The sequence below is a fragment of the Amycolatopsis sp. WGS_07 genome (assembly GCF_045278895.1).
GTDB lineage: Bacteria > Actinomycetota > Actinomycetes > Mycobacteriales > Pseudonocardiaceae > Amycolatopsis.
In genome coordinates this window covers 7491993-7510536 of the sequence record NZ_CP136053.1, presented here as the reverse complement: position 1 = coordinate 7510536, position 18544 = coordinate 7491993, and the positions used below count along the sequence as shown (strand labels likewise).

The window sequence follows — 18544 nt, the reverse complement described above, 5'->3', positions numbered from 1 at the left end:
ATGAAGATCTTTCCGTGGGGCGAACATCAGCACGACTGCGCCGCGAAGGGCTGCGCCTTCAGCCGCCGTACCGGCGAACTCGAACTGGGCACGCGGCACGTTCTTCCCTCTGCGCACGGTTCCGAGAACGACAAGACGCGGCAGCTGCGGGACGGGGACACCTTCGTCCAGAACGTGGGCGAACGGGTGCGCTGCGCGTGTAGGTCGGGATCTCGATGATCGCACTGCCCGCGCAACTGAAGCCGATCCTCCAAGCGATCGCCACGGATCCGGCTGGCGCGGCGTTGCAGGAGTTGCGGCCTGGACCGGGCGATTACGCCAAGGTATTCGTCCAGGTGGCCGAGCGGCTGGCGCAGGAACGGTACGAGGCGCTCTGGGACACCGGACTCGGATTCCGCCGCCCGGTGGGGCGAACCCAGATCATCATCCACCTCGCCCCGGCGGGCTCGTTCATCGACTACAACACGATGTCCCGCCCCTTTCCCGGCGGGTACCGGTCGATAGCGAACCTGCTGACGCCGACACGCGTGTGGGCAGCGTGGCAGTACCGCTCCCCGGGCAGCTCCACCGGCATCTCCTACGACGGACTGGTCTGGTGCGAGGATCACTGGGCGTTCTTCCCGAAGCCCTACCGCGCGCTGACCTCACGTTGAGGTCGCGAGCGCTGTCCGCGAAACGTCTTCCGTGCGCAGGCAGGTCCTTCCCCCGGGTAAACAGGAAACCCCGCACATCTCGCGACGGATAACAAGCACTTCAGCATGGAAGCCGAACGACCCGGTGCGAAAGCCGCTGCATTGTCCGCCCAGGACAGGATCGGAACTTTTCCGCACCGGCATCGAAGCCAACGGCGCCCGCCCGCACTGCGCGCTAGCCGACCGCGTCGCCCGAACCGGCGAGCACAACTCAAGCAAGCCCCGCTGCTTACTCGCGCTCCTGCACGGCGACGACACCGTCATCCGCAGTCACGACAACACACCTGCAAAATCGACCGTCGTGACCAGGACAATGTGCACCTCGTCGTCGATTACCGGCGACAGCCCGCTCAGGCCCCCAGGTCCGTCCACTGCAGACGGATGTCCCGCCGCAGCTGCGCCGCCACGACCTCGACCAGCCGGTGGCAGACGGTCTCGCGTTCGCGGACGGGTCGAGGTCGCGGATCATCGTGCACCACAGGTCCCGCAGCTCGCGCAGTTGTCGCTGGTTCACGCGTGCCCCCTCGCTCGGTGTGCCGACGCGACGCCATTGCCCGACCGCGGGCATGCCGCCGCGGGCTCCCCGGGCTGCGGCCCGGCATCTGGCGGATCGGTGTCGTCCATGGCCTCGCGGACCGCCGCTCTGCTGGACCCCAGCGCCCGGATCAGGGCCTGCACCAGACCGCTCAGCGCCGCCAGCTGCGTGTCGACCGCCGCGGCCGCCCGCTCGTCGACGAAATACGCTGGCGCGACGCAGAAGAAGTCCGCAGGCCCAGGATGTGCTTGAGCTGCGGGTTCGACTTCGCTCCGGACTGCAGGTCCCGGACATAGGTGGCCGAGATGGTGCCGAACCGCCCGTCGACGCTGATCGCCTCGGCCGCTTCCTCGGGAGAGAACGCTCCGCGCCCGGGCGGGTGCACTGTCGCGAACAGCTTCGGCAGCGCGCCGGGACGCCAGCCGTGCCGCTCGCCCGGATCGCGCTCCTGGCGCCCGCCCAGGAAATACGCGGCGTGCACGCCGAGCGCCTCGGCCAGCACCGCCATCACCTGGCACGTCGGTTGTCCTGCTCCCCGCGGCGCATCGCGGAAATGTAGGCGTGGCCGATGTTCCCGCCGAGCGCCGCGACCGGCATCCACCGCCGGACTCGCCGCCAGGAAACCAACTGACGTGGCGTCGCGTTGGAGCCATCCTCGTAGCGTCGCGGACACAGATTCCACTGACGTGGAAGACAACCACGACATTTCACCACACCAGTAGACAACCTCGCTGGCCTGACGCCCATGGCCGGATCTCCCGGTCGCGGACCGACGACCGCACGCGAACCCGGCAGGGTCCGCCCGCGACCCTTGATTCCTGCCGCCCGGACGCCGACTCCGCCAGTGGTGGCGATCCGCTTCTACCGCGGCGACCGCCGCCGCCACCTGTACCTGGAAGCCGGCCTCTTCGACCCGGATTCCGACCAGTTCCGGCCGCTGTGCCACGCCCTGCCACGCGAGACGTACGGCGGCTCCCGGCTCCCGCACCCCAGGGGCATGGTGTCCGCCGAGGCATTCCCGGACCTCGGCGGGCCGTGCGACGCCTGCCCGGGATGCGAGCAGTGGCTGGCGCTCCACGGCCCCGCGCTCGTCCCCGACCGCGGACAGGACCTGGCTCCCACCGCCCACCCGGCAGCGCCTCGACGGAGGCACACCCTTACAGCGTCGGAAGGGGAGGTCCCGGCTCTGCGGGACCGCCCCGGACCCCGGTCGGCCGAAACGAACACGACCCTGTCGTCCCACTCCGGCATCCGACGCAATGGACGACCAGACCGACAGCGACGACGTCGAACGCGGTCCGCGCCGCCCCGCGCAGCGATCCGTGCGGGCCCGGAACCAAAGGCGACACTCCTCTCAGCGACGATTACTTCGGCCACAGCTATGCGGCACCGCACGCCAGCCAGCCGCATTCGACCCCGGCGGCGCGTCGAAGCAGCCGAGCACATACGTCTAGCGCGTCGGTCGTTTCTCGGCATGCGCAATTGCTGTCGCAACCCTATGACAATCGCCGTTTTCGCATGGTCCGCAGGCTCGCGAAAGCACGAGCGCGATAGTCCGATCGTCGTCTCGCCGCAAATTATCCATCGGCACATTTCGTTCCTGATTAATCGCGCCGCAGACCGTTCTTGACGACTGCACCCAATGCCGGCAGACAGGTGTCGCTCATTCAAATACGAGGGAATCCGGGCAGTCTGCATTCACGGCACGATCGCACTGTGATGCCCGGATCCTGGAGGGGTGTGGTTTTTGTGCACATGAAACGACGAAGACTCAGACGCGCACTCATCGCGGTGACCGCGCTCGTGGGTACCGTGGCACTCGGCGCGAATTCCGCAGCCGCCGCGCAACCGGCTCCGCCCCGCTCGCAGATCCGGGTGGAGATCCTCGGACTTGACGGGAAGCCGCTGCAACCAGGCCCGGCGTATCCCGCGACGGCGGAGGGCGCTCTCGCCGCCGCAGCAGCGAAGGGCAACGAACCATCGCCGGAACAGGCCACGCCGGAGTTCCGGAAAGCCGTTGCCGAACTGGAGAACCACCCGGCCGGAAAACCGATGCAGGCAGGGGAACTTCCTCAATACTTTCTGAACCTGTGCAAGAACGATCCTCGTTCGGAATCCGCTGCCGGACACGTATTCCACCGCCTATTCTGGTGTCAGCGCTTCGGGTTGAAAGCGCGCGCGTATCGCGGCACCACGCTCAGCGGCGAGGTGACGTTGAAATGGATCGCGGCGGCGGTCGGCAACTACAAAATCCGCACGAATACGTTCTGGCTGCAGCCGACATACGCCGACGACAACTGGGGCGACTACGAGAACCCCCTGACCACGCAGCTGACGGTCGGACCCGTCTGCGCCGCCGTCGGCGATCCGGGCTGCAGCACCAACTACGGCCCGCTCGCGCTGCCGCTGGAGGACTGGCAGCGCCACGTCCGGATCGGGCAGTGGACCAGCTGGAACATCGACTCCGACGAGACCAAGAGCACCGCGCCCGACAAGGTGTCCAACCACAAGTGGCACATCACCACCGCCGTGCACACGCCGGAACCCGGCGTCGAATGGAAGGCTGACAGCCCGGACAACGGCATGCGTTGCGACTCCTCGCCCGATTTCCGCAACGACCCCCGCGCGTGCGCCAATTCCGACGTGATCCCGTGGCTTCCGGTGTTCTCAGGCTTCCTGACCGATTACGCCGCGCACATCCGCCAGGCACTGGACGCGCCGGACACGACCTTCCCGCCCGAGCCGCACCCCAAGCGGATCCCGGGCAAGTACTTCTACGGCGACCCGACCAAGCCCGGTCTGCACCGGATTCCCGAACCCGAGACCGGGCCGAACCGGGCCGAAGTGAGGAAGGCCTGCAGCAACCTCCCCAAGCCGCCTGGCGACGTGGAGTGCGACGAGTACCCATTCGCGTCGACGATGGAAGGCGCGGCGAACCCGGTGTGGGACTTCTCCGTGAAGTACATCGACGGATGGCAGAACAATTGGGGCGGCGGCGATCTGCAAGACTTCTACCACTCCAGCAGGATCCTGTACAAACTGCAGGACCAGTTCTACGTCAACATCATTGACTGATTGAAGGTCCGATGGCCACGCTGCTGCGCCGCTTCGCCGGCGAATTCGAACTGGACTACTCCACCCTGTTCATCGAAGACGACGCGGCGGACCGCGGCATCAGACCGCCCATCGAGGGCGGCTGGCTGCGCGCCACCGAGCAGCAGGTGAGCCTGAGCAGTGCTTCCGGGAAGTTCCTCGTTCCGGAAGCACTGCTCGAGTACTGGGACGGCGAGCCACCGCCCGCCACCGGCTGGCCCAGCACCAGCGAGACCCTGACCTGGTTCTCGACTGGCAGGCTCTGCCTCTGGCGCACCATCCGGGAGCAGCCGCTCGCCCGGTTCGACCTCGGCGGGCCGGGGCTCTACCGAGTCCGCGCCCACACCGGCGACCGCGACCGAATCCGACAGGAAGCGGAGACCGCCATGTCCCGCCGCATCGACGAAGGAGCGCCACCGGACTCCCTGCGCGGCGCGGAGCGGTTCCTCGTCCAGTTCTGGCCCGCACCGCCCTCCGACACCCGCGACCAGATCGGCGCCCCCGGACGGATCTTCCCGGAGGGCTCCGAGCAGCAACAGTTCGCCGACGCCGTCCACGCCCTCGCCAGCTACGACCCCCGCGACCCGCTCGAACGCACCGAGCGCACCGTCCCTGGCACCGAACAGCACTGACCGAGCACTAAGCCCGACGCAGCAGCAGCGCCTTGTCGCCGGAGCGCCCGACCGGCCAGGCGGTTGTGAACGTCTCGTGCGCGCCACGCCAAGGCGGTCACGTCGCCAGCACCGGCGCGGGCCGATGCCGAGCTTCGATTCGGCGGCGGTGGTCCAGTCGGCGGCGTGACGTTCTGCGCCGCGGCCAGCGTGGCCTTCTTCGCGCACGCGGCTTTCTCCGCCGAGTGTCCATGGGGCCCAAGAGAATCTCGAGACCACCTCGCCCCGAGCTGGCTCCCTCATCGGTGCGGTGCCTTGGCGCGCGGCCGGGGGTTCTTCCCTGAGGCTCGTCAGATCGATCAGTTGGCCGGCCACCGAGGTTCCGGACAATCCGGCGAACCGCGAACTGGCCGCGTCATCGCCGACTCTCTTGACGGCCTCGCACCTTCCCTGTTGAAGCGTCGACATCGCCGTCGCAGCCGACGACGTGGAACGGGCACTTTCCCGCGTTGCCTTGCACTACACCACTGTCGCCCTCGAGGCATGGACCGGCGAACCCGATCAGCCCGCGCCAAGCGAGTGCTGGGAAGAACACGACGAGACCCGGCTGCGGCTCGAACGCGACGGCCACGCCGACCCCGAGGACATGCACCGCGGCGTCGAACGCTTCACCGCCCAGATCTGGCCCGCTACCCTGCCTGACCCGACAACCCGAGGCGGCCGCCGCCGGACCCATCTCCGCAGGCGGTCGGTGAATTCCAGTGCACGCACTTAGGTACGCCGCGAAAGTGGAGCGCATACGGTGAATGCGACCGGCGCAGCCTGTCAGCGCCCCCGTGTTGGTGTCGCTGACCGTCCCGGAAGCGCCGCCAGTCCGCGAGGATCCTTGTTCGGCTGCGCCGGGATCGGGGTTTATCATCCGGTGGCGGTCCAGGTCGCGGTGCTCGACGGCTGGTTCAAATCGATGGTTCTCCCGGACCATTGGCCATCGGGGCTGCGGCGGCCGGCGTACCGGCGAGCGTCGGGCGCATTGTTGAACAGCGTAGCGACCACCCCGTTGCTTTGAGTCATGGTCCATGTCCCTCGAAACTGTTCGACGGCGAGGCGGGCACCCCCAGCCGCGCGGCGACACCCGGAAGATGCCGGCCGATCATGGTGTGGTCCGGCGCTGACGTCGGGAGCCGCTGCGGCCACACCGGTGCTGATCGCCAGCCGAAGGGGGCTGACGGTGCAGGAGGGGCCACTGGTCACGACGACTTTCCGTCGAGGAGCGGCCAGAGCCCGCACGAGAGTCTCGCAGGCCACGAGCAAGCCGCCGGCTCGACTCGCGGCGAACTACGACCGACCAGATGTCGTGACCACTCCTCGATCAAGCAGGACCTGTCTCGTGGCCTTCACCGCGTCCGAATCCAACACCTCAAGGTCCGTGCAAGATTGCGCAGCCACGCTGGGGCGACCAAGAGAAACCCAAGGGGAGGGTCCGGATGCGACTCCTGACAATTCTCGTGGCCTGCCTGATCGTCACGGCGGGGACCGCTTCGGCCACCGACGACAACAAGTGGGTCGAACTCGCGGACCGGTCATACGCAGACGCGGTCACTGCCGTCGCCAACGCGGACGCGGCGGGGAGTTACGTCCGCGCGCAGTTCGTCGCGCCGCTCGCGGCCTACGCTGGGCAGCGGTTCGGCTGGCGGGATCAACGGACACGGGCGTGGTTGGACCGGCTCTACCGGCTGCGGACGCCAACAGGGGGCTACGGACTCGGTGTGCCGTTCGACGCGTTCGGCGACAAGACGGTCAACCCTGCGGACACGGCGTACACGATCACGGACGCCTGGCACGTGGGCCGGGTGCTGCTCGCCGGCTACGACGGCGGCGGGGTGCCCGCGGCACGCATCCGCGAGGTGGCGCACAACCTCAACACGGTCCCGCTGTCGGCGGGTGGGCACTGTGTCGGGTATTCCGACCACGCCAACGACGCGGGCAAGCCGTGCGTGTGGAACGTCTCCGCAGCCGCGAGCTGGTTCCTGGGCCAGGCGCTGCGGCGCGGCTTGATTCCGGCGCGGGAATGGCGGGAGGTGGCCGTGAAGGTCCGAAAGTGGCGGACCGACGTGCGCACGCACTACCGCGAGGACCTCGGCGGTTGGACCTACCAGGAGAACTCACTGCCGCTGCAGGACTCCTGGCACAACGCGACCACCGTCGTCGCGATGGTCGAAGACCGGATCGGACCGCGGGCACTCGCCGCCCATTTCGGGAATTGGCCGGCCAGCGGGGCCAACGCCGACCTGCTGACCTCGGACTGCACCAAGGCCGAGTCCAATTTCGCCGCGATCAGGGCGAGTGCCACGAAACCCACTACGGCACCGATCGAGGTGCTGCAGACGCGCACTGCGTATGTCGGCGTCCTGCTGGAGATCGCCCGGAGGTGTCAGGGGCCGAGGTAGCGGTCGCGCTCGGCGGCGGTCAGCTCACGGGTGCTGCGTGCCCTGGCCAGGTCCGCCAGCTCGCCGAACCGCTCGGCGGGCAGACAGAACCGGCAGCGCCACACGTCGACTGTGCTGTTGGTGTCGCCGCGGCCGACCGCGATGCGGTCGCCCTGGCCGAACGCGACGCTTTGCACGGTCGTGTTGTAGTCGTCGAACACCACCGGGTCGCGCCAACGCGCCCAGTTCCAAACGCGAACCTTCTTGTCGTTGCCGACGCTGGCAAGGTATGCGCCGTCGCCGTTGAAACTCAGGCTGAACACCAACCCGTAGTGCCCGACGAGGGTGGCGAGCAGCGCGCCGTCCGAACGGCGCCAGACTCGGACCGCGCCGTCGTTCCCGGCACCGGCCACGTACTGACCGTCGTGTGTGATCGCCACCGAGCGCATCCCGTCGGCACCGCGCAGGGTCGTCGGACGGCCCGACGGCGGCCAAAGCCGCACCGTGCCGTTGTCGACCGCCGCGACCAGCCAGCCGTCCCGACTGAACACGACGTCGTGGACCGGCGCCTGACCGTCGCGCAACACCTCAGGTGGAGCGTCGGAGCCCAGTCGCCACCTGCGCACGGCGCCATCCTCACTCGCGCCCGCGAGAAAGTGCCCGTCCGGACTGAACGCCACCGCCCAAGCGACTCCCTGGCCGGTGTAGGTGGCTATCGCATCACCGCCGCCGGAGGGCCACACGCGGAACTGCCCGTCGTCACCCGCGCTGGCGACGAACCGGCTGTCATTGCTGAATGCCACACCGTCGACCGGGCCATGGTGACCACGCAACACCACCGGTTTCCCAGTGCCGTCTGACGCGGCGACGACCACTGTGCCGTCGGTGCCGCCGCTCACCACCTTCGTGCCGTCCTCGCTGAACATCACGTCGAGCACGCTCCCGGTGTGCCCTTCGAGCACGCGATGCTCGGGACGCGGGGCGGGCTCCCACAGCCGAACGGTTCCGTCGGCGGCGGCGGTGGCGACCAGCTCGTCGTCCCGGCTCAGCGCGACGTCGCGGATCGGCCCGCCCTGGCCGCGGAAGGCGATGAAGTCCCGGCGCGCAGTCAACTGCCAGTAGTGGCTGGTGCGGTCCCGGCCGCCGGAGAGCAGGGCCTTGCCGTCGTGGCTGAACGCAAGCGCCTGGATCCGGTCCCGGTTCGGGTACAGCACCAGCGGCGGCCGCCCGTCCCGCCAGACCTCCTCCCTGCCGTCGGCCCGGCCGCCCGCGACTGTGGCACCGTCCGGGCCGACCGCGAGACTGGTCACCTCGACATCGGGTCCACGCAGTGGGATGACCGCGCCGGTGCCCTGGTCCCAGCGCCAGACCCGGCCATCCGGACTCGCGCCGGCCACTCTGCGCCGGTCCGGGCTGAAAGCGGCCACCGTCAGTGCCCGGCCCAGGCCCGGCACGGAGGTCGACCGACCGTCCACAGTGAACGTCCACAGTGAACCGTCCCGCGCCGCGGCCAGTACCCGTTTGTCCGCGTCGATCGCCACGGCGAGCACGCCCGGCCGGACCTGGCCGAGCGCCCGGGCGCCCAGCCACACCGCACCGCCCGCGTCGGCGGCCGCGATCCCGGTGCCGTCCTCGCTGCAGGCCAGGTCGACGATCTCGTTGCGGGAACGGAGGATCACGGCCGGCGGACTACCGTCCAGGGGCCACGACCTCACGGTGTCGTCGGCGCCGCCGCTGACCAACCGCTTGCCGTCCGGGCTGAAGGTGGTGCTGGTCACCGGGCCTTCGTGCCCGGTGAAAGCGGCGCGAACCCGGGAGGAGACCACGGCCTGGGTGAGCGCGGACTCGGTCTGCCCGTCCTGGGTCGTCTCGTAGGCCCGCCGGGCCAGCAACAGCGCCAACTCGGGGTCGAGGGGCAGCTGGTTGCGCGCGTCGGCGACGAGGCTGCCGGAGAGCGCGCGGTCGCGCTCCTCACGGGCGCGGTCCGCCTGCACCACCGCGACGCCGCTCAGCACCAGCAGCGCGACCAGCGCCGCGCTCAGCCCGATCAGAGTGGCCTGGACCCGCCTGCGTCTGGTCAGCTGCGCCCGCAGTGTCCTGCGTTCGCCCGCCGCCAGGAAATCGCGCTCCAGGTCGGTCAGCTTGCCGGGGTCGCGCTCACGCCAGGCGGCCAGACGGGAAGCGGAGTAGACGAGGTCCTCGTCGCGCCCGTGTTGCGCCCACTCCTGAGCGGCGTCGGTCAGTCGCTGGCGGGCGCGCAGGTACTCGCGGTCCTCGTCGAGCCAGCCGCGCAGTTTCGGCCAGCCGCGGATCAGGCTCTCGTGCGCGACGGTGACCGTGCCCTCGTCAACGGTGATCAGCCGGGCTTCGGCGAGTGTGGCGAGCACGGCGGTGACCTCGTCGGCGTCCGTCATGTCGAGCAGTTCCTCGCGCCGGGGCCGCCGCCGGGTGTCCGCCGCACCCTCGCCAGGCGCGGTGAGGCGCAGGAAGATCTCGCGGGCCAGAGCCGCCTGCCGGGTGTCAAAGCCCTGGTAGATCTCATCGGCGGTCTGCGCGACGGCTGCGCGAACCCCGCCTGCTGCCCAGTACGCCCCCACGGTGAGCCGGTCGTCCTCGCGCCGTAGCCAGGTCTCCCGCAGGGCGTGAGAGAGCATCGGCAGAGCGCCCGGCTCGCCGAGCACGTCGGCGAGTGCGGCGTCAACCAACGCGGGCTCCGCGGTCAGCCCGGCCAGGGCGGCCGGTCCGGTGATCACCTCACGGAGTTCAGCCTCGGCCATCGGGCCGACCAGCAGCTGCTGGTCGCGCAGCAGGGCCACCAGCGCCGGGAACTCCGCGCACGCCGGGTAGAAGTCGGCGCGGATGCCGATCACCACGCGCGCCGGCGTGGACGGGGTGTCGGCGAGCGAAACCAGAGCCTCGACGAACTGGGACCGCTCGTGCTCGTCGCGGCAGAGGCTGAACACCTCCTCGAACTGGTCGACGACCAGCACGACCGGCATCCTCCGCTGTTCGCCGCCGCGGTAGCGCAGCAGTACGCTCAGGCAGGCGGGGTCGACCGTGAGTTCACCGAGCACCGACGAGGGCAGCACGCCCGCCGCGACCAGCTTGGCTGACAGCGCGGCGAGCGGGTGCTCGCCGGGCGTGCACAGCACCGTGTCCCAGTCTGCGAGCGCGGGCAGGAGTCCAGCGCGCAGCAGCGACGACTTGCCGCTGCCGGACGGGCCGAAAACGGCCAGGAACCGGCGGTCCGCCAGCCGCGCCAGCATTTCCTCGACCATGCTCTGCCTGCCGAAGAACCGGGCGGCGTCGGCTTGCTGAAAGGTCTCCAGGCCGAGGTAAGGCGCCTCGACCGCGACCGCCCGCACCGGTGGTCTCCTGGGGGGTGCCTCGTCCGGCGCGGTCCGCGCCACGGGGGTTATCGGCGGCTCGGTGCGGGTCCCGACCGGTTGCCCGCGGAGGATCCGCAGGTGCAGGTCGCCGATTGCGGGACCGGGTTCGACGCCGAGTTCGTCGGCCAGCCGTGCGCGCAGCCCGGCGAAGCAGTCCAGCGCCTCGGCCTGCCTGCCCTGCAGGTGGAGGGACACCATCAGCTGACCGACCAGCGGTTCCGCGAGCGGGTGGTCGAGCAGCGCGCGTTCGAGGCGGTCGCCCGCCTCGCTGTGCCTTCCGAGTTCGAGCATGACGCTCGCCCACTCCGCGCAGACGCGGACCCGTTCGCGCCCCAGCCGTTGCCGGACCTCGTCGACCCAGCGACCGGACAGGTCCTGCAACGGCTGCCCGCGCCACAGACCGAGCGCGCGATCGAGCATCGCGACTCGCTCATCCGGCTCGGTCACGCGGAAACCCTTGCCGCACAACGTTTCGAAGCGATGGACGTCGACCAGGTCACGAGGCAGGTCGAGCAGGTAGCCGCCGGGTTCCTGGGCGATGGTCAGCTCGCTGGACGCGTCGCGGAGTGCGCGCCTGGCCCGGCTGATGTAGCTGTACAGCGCGGTGCGGACCTGCGTCGGCGGCGCCTCGCCCCACACCCGGTCGATCAGCGACTCGATCGGCTGGGCACTACCGGCGCCGAGCAACAGCGCGGCGAGCACACAGCGCTGTTTGCTGGTGCCCAGATCCACCCGCCGGTCGCCGACCCACAGTTCAACGGGACCGAGCAGCCGGAAGTCCATCAGTGCCTCCCCCGTCCCGCAACGTAGTACCGGGTCGGTGCCTCGGCAATCGCCGAACTGGCTGATCTCGTCGAGGGTTGAACCGTGATCACCGGTGTGCTGCGGATGCCCGGTGCATGCGACAGCGGCGGACTCGGCCACGAGGCACCATCACGTTGGGCACGTGAGCGTGCAGGTCAGACGATGTGCAAGGCTGGCTCAAGGTCTAGTGCGCAGCCTTGTCGCATGAACATTCGACGCACGGAGAAACGACTGGGCATGGCACTGATCGGGGTGATCACGCTCGCGGGAGCGGCCGTCGCCCCAGCCGAGGCGAGTCCCGTTCAGCCCCGAGGCGAAGGCTGCGACTGGACAGGCTGCGGCATCGTCCACAACGCCTCGGGTGGGCTGATCCTGATCCGGCGCAACTACGGCGGCCCCGGCATCTGCTTGCCGGACCAGGAACGGTGGCTGGCCAGCGGACACTACTCGAACGAGAAGGTCACCGGGCGAACCACTTGGGACGACACTGACTGCCTCATGACGCCACGGGTCTCCGTCTGCGTCGACGGAGTTCCTCGAAGCCAGGGTTACTGGATCCGCGTCCACAACTCCTGGGGAGCCCACGAGGTAACACCCATCCAGACCTGCTCGAAGTGAGGAAGGTCCGCCAGGCAGCGTTGCGGATCTCGCTCCCGAGGTCGGGATCGCCGGTCTCCCGGACGGGTTCGAGCGCCTGGCGCCGGCGGTCGAAGGCGGCCGGGCAGCCCGCCAGGCAGCCTTCCACCACGTCGTCGGGGACTCGGTGGGCAGAAACAGCCCCGGGCAGGCCATGAACCATGGACTGCCCGGGTTTTCACGCACCGTCCGTCAACCGGTCGCGACTGCGGCGGGAGCCGCGGCTACGGGCAGGACCACTGGCAGCAACAGGATCGCGGCGACGGCGGTGAGGACGACGATGCCTGCCTGTTGCACCGGATTGAGGCCGTCCCACCACTTCAGCGCCGGAGCGAGAGGTGAAGGCACTGGGTCGGTCAGCGGTGGCGAATAGGGCACCGGTTTCGCCCCCGGATTCGGCACGGGCACCGGATCATGAACTGGCACTGGAACCGGAACCGGAGGCGGTGGTGGCGCGTCGCTGGTGATGTGGATGACGAAGCCTGGGACGTCGGTGTCCTGCACCGTCAGGTTCTTGGACGGATCGCCGGCGAGCGGGAGGGTCACCGACACCCCCAGCTTGAAGCCGGGCGCGACGCTCCATCCGTCCCATTTGCCGGAAGTCTGCACAGCGGCTCTGAAATGGTCGAATTCCGGCTTCACCAACGACGCGGTGTATTGCGACTTCACCGCCCACACGAAGACGATCTTGTCGTGGGTGTCGATGAACACGATGTCCGCCATGCCGACACGCCCGTCCCCGCCCACGACGTTGAAGTGGGCATGCAGGTTCGCCAGCGCGCCAGGCCCATAGTGCGGGTCGATGACCAGCTTGGCCGCGATCAGGACGGCCGCGGTGCCGAGTGCTTGGACCTCCGCCGCCGCGACGTTGCGTCCGCCCCTGCGCCATGACTGGTTGTTCCACCACTTCTTGGCGGTCTGCAACGCGTTGTCCCAGTTCTGACGGGCCGCCTGGGCGGCGCGCCAACCGATCCGTTCCTCCGCGTCGGGCGGCGGCATCTGCCCGGCGGGGTCGGCGCGGGTGACGGGGTTGTCGTCGGCGTAGGAGTAACCGTTGAGGTTCTGCGGATCGGTCGCGTCGAACACCGGGTCGACCGTGATGAAACGCCCGCCGGCCGAGTCGTAGTCCCGCGCGCCCAGGTGTGTGAGCGCGGTGCCGGAACCCGTGACGCCACCGACGAATCCCCGGTCGACCGGCCACTGCGCGGCGGCTCCCCGGTCTTCGCCGAATGGCGTGTAGAAGCGCCTTGCCACCTGCCCGCTCGACGCGTTCACGGCCAGCAGTCCGGTGTCGTGGTGGTCGGAGCTGATCCACACCAGCCCGTCGGCCGACCGAGCGCCGACGATCTTGCTCGCGAACTGGTAGAACCGCGTGGTCTTGACAGCGTTGGCGTTCGCGTCCAGCGCCAGCTCTGTCGCGCCGAACTGGACGGTGACCTTCCCTGGCACCCTGGTGAGCAACAGGTTTCCCTCAGCGTCATACAGATTCGTCTGCGCGCCAACGGATGCGAGGTGACCTTCGGCGTCGTAGGCGAGGTTGGCCGGAGCACGAGCGGGACCGTACGGCCCGGCCGTCGTGTTGCCCGCCGCGTCATACCCGTACGACATCGTGACACCACCCGACGATGACGTCTGGACGGCGTGCGGATGCGGCTCACCAGGAGGCGGATACGCATAGGCGGTAACGACATTCGCCGCATGATCGGTCTTGCTCGTGCGGTTGCCGGCCTTGTCGTAGCGGAAGGACTGCCAGTACGGCGCGGGGCCGCTGAGCGCGTCCGGTGCCGCGCCGCAGTCGCCGCTGCCGGGTGTCCAGGCCTCGGTCAGCTGCTGGTATGCGTCGTAGCTGAAGCACTGCGTGTCCTTCGCCGCCGAGTCGGCGATCTTGGTGACGTTGCCGGCCGGGTTGTATGTGTAGCTGGTGTCGCTGAGCACCGGGTCGGCCGGGGCCGATGACGAGGTAGTGCGCGTCCCGGATAGCCGCCGCGTGCCTTCTTCGTAGCTGTACGACAGATCCAGCCACTTCCCGTTCGCCGCCAGGTTGACTTGGAGTGTCTCCCCGTACGGCGAGTACAGCGCGTCGGTCACGTAGGTATTCATGCCGGAGCTCGCCTTGTTCGGCTGGCCGACGTCGTTGTAGTCGTACCACACGGTTTCGGCAGGCAGGTCGTTCGTCGCGGGGTAGGTCGTCGACTGCAGCTGACCGGCGAGTGTGTAGGCGACCTTCGTTGTGTATGTGCCCGCGAGCTTTCCTTCACTGGCAGGTAACGTGAGGATGCTGCCCAATGGCCGGTTGCGCGCGTCGTAGCCCGCGGTCGCCACGACGTAGGCGTTTCCGTTGTCGTACCGGGTCGACGAGGTCGGCAGGCCCTTCGCCAGCGTGTCATAGGCCCACGACGCGCGCAGCGGGCCGGTGAGGTCACCGGAGTGCAGCTCAGTCTTGCGTCCCAGCGCGTCGTAGCGGTAGCTGAGGGTCTGCCCTCGGGCGTCCGTGCTGGAGATGAGGCGGTTCAGCTCGTCGTAGGTCATCGCGGCGGTGCCCTTGTCCGGGTCGTCGACCTGGGTCTGTCTGCCGCGGATGTCGTAGTGGTAGCGCCAGGTGTTGCCCGCCGCGTCGGTCACGCTGGTCTGCTGCCCGCGCCCGTCGTAGGTGTAGCGGGTGCTGTCGTAGCCGGAACCGTTGTGCTGCCGCAGTTCCGTGGCGCGGCCACGGCTGTCGAAGTAGACGGTTTTCGCGATACCGCCGGCCGGTGGCGTGACGGTCCTGTGGTCGCCGTCGTATGTCGTCGTGGTGCGCCACTTCTCCTGACCCCGTACCGCGGTGATCGTGGCCGTCGCGCGTTCCAGGCCGTCGAACTCGGTGAGGGTCTGGATCGGAATCTCGTTGTCGTCGGCGGCGGCCAGATCCGTGCTCACCGGCTTGCCGTCGGTGTACTTGCCGTTGGCCTTCGTGGCCAGCCCACGCGAGTCGTAGAACGTGTCGGTGATCAGCCTGCCGCCGCCATGGGCGGGCGCCTGGGTCTGCCTCGGCCGCAGGAACCCGTCGTAGAGCTGGTAGCTGAGCAGGTAAGTCCCGTTGTTCTGCAACACCTTCGATCCGACCGCGGACGGCCCGTTCGTGCGCAGCAGATAGGTGTACTCCTGGCTGGGCCGGTTCGGGTTGTCCTGCTTGGGGTTGTCCGGCAGCCAGGTGGACGTGCGGCGGCCGAGCGGGTCGTAACCGAGGTCGGTGCGCCTGCCGTTGGCATCGGTCTGGGCGGTGACGAGACCCCACGCCGGGTCGACCGTCCTGGTCGCGGTCCAGCCCAACGGGTTGGTGGTGGTGCTGCCGGTGACCGGCCCGCCTGTCGGGGGTGTGAACGCCGTCGTCGTCTTGTTGCTCTTGGCGTCCGTTTCGGAGGTGACCCGGCCGTAGGCGTCGTAGGTCGTGGTCTTGGCCGTCAGGTAAGTGGCCTGGCCCGAGTCCCACCCCGAGATGTCCTCGACGTTCGTCGCGTTGCCCGCGGTGGGCGCCGCACCGTTGGCCTGGCCGTCGTAGCTCGTCCTGGTGTCGGCGACGATGTCATCCGGACGTGACGGGGCGGTGTCGCAGTTCTTCGCCACAGTCTCGACGCGCGACGCGAAAGCCAGCAGCCACTTGGCGGTGTTCTCCGCATAGGTCGTGCGGGTGCACTGGTCGTCGTTCGGGTCGGCGACGTCGCCGCGGTTGTCGACCTGGGTGACGAGGCCGTGTCCGTTGTAGGACTTGGTGGCCTGTACTCGGCGCCACCCACCGGCGCTCAGCGCGGTGCGGCCACGAGTGACCGCCTCGGCCACCATGTACGCGTTGACGCCGCCACGGCCGTCCTTGTTCTCCACGGCGGTGGGCCCGGTGATCCACGGATCGGTCACGATCCCGCTGGCGATCGGCCCTCCCGGGCTCGCATAGTTGACGACCTCCCGCATCATGCCCCGGAACGGGAACAGGTCCGCGAACGTGCCGCCGTCGGTGTCGGTGATGCTGACCGACCGGTACGAGCCGTCCTGCTTCCGGTCGCCGGACATACCGCGGAAGTAGCGGGTCAGCACCGACGATCTCGGCTGGTTCGTCTCTCCCTTCTGGACGGTCACGGTCTCGTATCCGTGATACTCGCCCCAGGTGCGCCGCTTCCACGGGGTGATCTCGTCGTCGGTCCAGTGCCACGCGGCGTCAGCGCCGTAGCGGTAGGTGGTGACCATGGTCGGGGCCAGGCCCACTCCGTCGGCGTCGGTGACCTGCGTGACCACGTACTTGTGGAACCAGTCCAGCAGCTCGTCTGCCCGGTCCGGCGGCTGCCAGTAGGCGGGGAAGCAGCGCATGGTGTTGCCGTCCAGCGTGGCGGGCATGCGCGAGCCGCGTGCGCAGTCCTTCGCGGAGTAGGTGATCGAGGTAGTGCCTCCGGTCTCGTTGAGAATGGCCGAGATCCGGTACCGGTTGATCGGCGAGTAGCCTTCGAGACCGTCCACCCGGTTGGCCATCTGCACGCCCTCGAACCGGATGGCGGGCAGCACGGTCACGCCACCGACGAGTCCGGTGTGGACGATCGAGCTCAGCCACAGCGCGCGGCTGGTGGTGTCACCGGGCGACGGGAACGTGTGAGCCAGCGTCCACGACTCCACGTTGCGGTACCCGGACCCGTTCCACACCTTGGTGGTGACAGTGGCCAGCCGCTTGCGGGTGAAGAACGCCGGCGAGAACCGGTTGGTGCACGATGTGCCCGCGTCGCAGATCCGGTCGAACGGCACGTCCGGCCAGTACGAGGCGTTCGCCTTGGTCAGCTGGCTCGGATCGCAGGTGATCGCGCCGGAGGGGACGCACCGCTCACCGACGTCGAAGGTGACCTGCTGCGGCGGTTTGTCGTACGCGCCGCCGTCGCGGAACCCGTAATCGACCTTGGTGAGGTAACCGCCGCGGACGTACGGAGTGTCGTCGGTCGCGACCTGGTTGCGGCCGTAGGAGTTCATCTCCTTGGCGTAGTAGTAGGCCTGCGCGTTGCCGTCCGGGTCGACGACGTAGTCGAGGTTCCACCGGTACGCGCGCTGGCACCAGGAGGCGGCGAACGTCGCGGCGTGGCACGGTTCACCGGGCTGGTTTCCGAACACCGGCACCGTGTACACCGAGTTGGTGACCGGTTTGCCCGTGCTCCACCCAGGAAGCTGATGTTCGCCGAAGATGTACCTGGTGCCGTCGGTGGTGGTGAGGATCCACTTCTCGTTGTATTTGTCGCCGTTGGCGGCGTCGTTGACCCGCTGGATCCGGGAACCGTCGTCGACGACGGGTTTCCACACGTCGGGGTGGTTCGCGTCGTGGACGAGCTCGAGCGCCTTGCCGTGCAACACGACCGTGGCGTTGTCGCCGCCCCAGCACAGGTCGTAGGTCTTGACCGTGTTGTTGCCGCCGGACATGTCGTCGGCGCAGGATCGGTACTTCCGCTCGACGTAGCCGGACTCCAGGCCGAATCCCTCGCCGATCCACGACGGCTGGTTGTTCGTGGACGCGACCCGGCCGTCCACCGAGCCCGAACTGTAGGTCAGGCCGAGCGCCGGGGCGGTGCCGCCGGTCGACGGCGGGACGCGGAACGGGTAGGACCACTCGAAGTCGCCAGTCGAGCCGCCCGAGGTCCACGACGCGGACGGCGCGAGCGAGGTGGCGCCGAAGTCCGCGGAGTCACCGGCCGCCGCCGGTGCCACCGCGAGATAAGTCGGCTGGCCGGACAGGGTGGTCTCGGTCGTCACCGTCCGCTTGCCGGTGTCTCCGCGAGTGGGCAACGGGACCGCCCGGCACTGTGGGCGTTCCGGGGTGGTCATCGCGCACGCGGGCAGGGCGTGGAACCGCAGGCGGTTGGCGTAGTCGCCGCCGAAGGCGTGCGCGAAGCCGGAGTAGTCCACCGTGACGGAGACCGGAGCCTGCGCCTTCGACTGGGGTGCCCGCAGGGACAGCACCAGGCCGGGAACGTCCGCGCGATCGGCCGCCGCGCGGTCGAGTGCGGCGACGGTCACCGGCCCGGTCGCCGCGGTTGTCGCCGGGACGAGCCGCACCGGCAAGGCACTGACCTGTTTCTGCCCCGGCGCGGCGGGGTCGATGGTGACCTCGCCTGATGGCCACGCCACGGGTTCGGGTTTCCTCATGGCCACCTGCGACGCGGCGTCCGCCGCTGGTACTGGCCGTTCGGGCGTCTTGATCGTCCGCGTCGGGACGATCCGGTCCTGCTGCGGTGTCGCGTGAGCGGGTGCGGCCACCGCAGGCGGTGGCACGACGACGAACCCCGCGAGCACGGACACGGACAGGAACAGCGTGAGCACGCGTCTGGCTTTTAAACTGCGCACGACAGAATCTCCC

Annotated in this window: 10 protein-coding genes; 7 read left to right on the top strand and 3 right to left on the bottom strand. The window is 69.0% G+C overall.

Going from position 1 to position 18544, the window contains the following annotated elements; all coding sequences use genetic code 11:
* Window positions 1–219: a hypothetical protein gene (locus tag RPX00_RS35220; RefSeq protein WP_406631922.1), complete on the top strand. Its 219-nt coding sequence runs from the start codon at window positions 1–3 to the stop codon at window positions 217–219.
* Window positions 216–653: a hypothetical protein gene (locus RPX00_RS35215; protein ID WP_406631921.1), complete on the top strand. Its 438-nt coding sequence runs from the start codon at window positions 216–218 to the stop codon at window positions 651–653. Before RPX00_RS35220 ends, RPX00_RS35215 begins: the two co-directional genes overlap by 4 nt.
* Before the next feature lie 725 nt (window positions 654–1378).
* On the opposite strand, the gene RPX00_RS35210 is transcribed toward RPX00_RS35215, so the two are convergent.
* Window positions 1379–1735 (bottom strand): hypothetical protein, encoded by a 357-nt coding sequence (locus RPX00_RS35210; protein ID WP_406631920.1) that lies wholly within the window; start codon window positions 1733–1735, stop codon window positions 1379–1381.
* A gap of 1118 nt (window positions 1736–2853) precedes the next feature.
* On the opposite strand from RPX00_RS35210, the gene RPX00_RS35205 reads away from it, so the two are divergent.
* The 4 genes from RPX00_RS35205 to RPX00_RS35190 all read left to right on the top strand — a co-directional run bounded on the left by RPX00_RS35205 (window position 2854) and on the right by RPX00_RS35190 (window position 7378).
* Entirely contained in the window at window positions 2854–4302 is a 1449-nt protein-coding gene (locus tag RPX00_RS35205; RefSeq protein ID WP_406631918.1) for a hypothetical protein, read from the top strand.
* Between the two features lie 11 nt (window positions 4303–4313).
* On the top strand, window positions 4314–4952 hold the full coding sequence (locus RPX00_RS35200) for a hypothetical protein (RefSeq protein ID WP_406631916.1): 639 nt from the start codon (window positions 4314–4316) through the stop codon (window positions 4950–4952).
* A 466-nt stretch (window positions 4953–5418) separates the two neighbouring features.
* On the top strand, window positions 5419–5706 hold the full coding sequence (locus RPX00_RS35195; protein ID WP_406631914.1) for a hypothetical protein: 288 nt from the start codon (window positions 5419–5421) through the stop codon (window positions 5704–5706).
* 709 nt (window positions 5707–6415) lie between these two features.
* On the top strand, window positions 6416–7378 hold the full coding sequence (locus RPX00_RS35190; protein WP_406631912.1) for a hypothetical protein: 963 nt from the start codon (window positions 6416–6418) through the stop codon (window positions 7376–7378).
* Here RPX00_RS35190 and RPX00_RS35185 read toward each other — a convergent pair.
* Complete coding sequence (locus RPX00_RS35185; RefSeq protein WP_406631910.1) at window positions 7363–11529, bottom strand: BTAD domain-containing putative transcriptional regulator; 4167 nt, start codon at window positions 11527–11529, stop codon at window positions 7363–7365. The genes RPX00_RS35190 and RPX00_RS35185 overlap by 16 nt on opposite strands.
* Before the next feature lie 225 nt (window positions 11530–11754).
* Here RPX00_RS35185 and RPX00_RS35180 point away from each other — a divergent pair, with 225 nt between their 5' ends.
* Complete coding sequence (locus RPX00_RS35180; RefSeq protein ID WP_406631908.1) at window positions 11755–12168, top strand: hypothetical protein; 414 nt, start codon at window positions 11755–11757, stop codon at window positions 12166–12168.
* Between the two features lie 210 nt (window positions 12169–12378).
* Here the strand turns inward: RPX00_RS35180 and RPX00_RS35175 are convergent, their stop codons facing one another.
* The gene (locus tag RPX00_RS35175) at window positions 12379–18531 is read right to left on the bottom strand and encodes an RHS repeat-associated core domain-containing protein (RefSeq protein ID WP_406631906.1); all 6153 of its coding nucleotides are present in this window, start codon (window positions 18529–18531) and stop codon (window positions 12379–12381) included.
* Window positions 18532–18544 lie beyond the last annotated feature (13 nt).

Bases quoted from the DNA above. Each gene is read 5' to 3' on its own strand.
- RPX00_RS35220 (WP_406631922.1), top strand. From the start codon at position 1: ATGAAGATCTTTCCGTGGGGCGAACATCAGCACGACTGCGCCGCGAAG.
- RPX00_RS35215 (WP_406631921.1), top strand. From the start codon at position 216: ATGATCGCACTGCCCGCGCAACTGAAGCCGATCCTCCAAGCGATCGCC.
- RPX00_RS35210 (WP_406631920.1), bottom strand. From the start codon at position 1,735: ATGGCGGTGCTGGCCGAGGCGCTCGGCGTGCACGCCGCGTATTTCCTG.
- RPX00_RS35200 (WP_406631916.1), top strand. From the start codon at position 4,314: ATGGCCACGCTGCTGCGCCGCTTCGCCGGCGAATTCGAACTGGACTAC.
- RPX00_RS35190 (WP_406631912.1), top strand. From the start codon at position 6,416: ATGCGACTCCTGACAATTCTCGTGGCCTGCCTGATCGTCACGGCGGGG.
- RPX00_RS35185 (WP_406631910.1), bottom strand. From the start codon at position 11,529: ATGGACTTCCGGCTGCTCGGTCCCGTTGAACTGTGGGTCGGCGACCGG.
- RPX00_RS35180 (WP_406631908.1), top strand. From the start codon at position 11,755: ATGAACATTCGACGCACGGAGAAACGACTGGGCATGGCACTGATCGGG.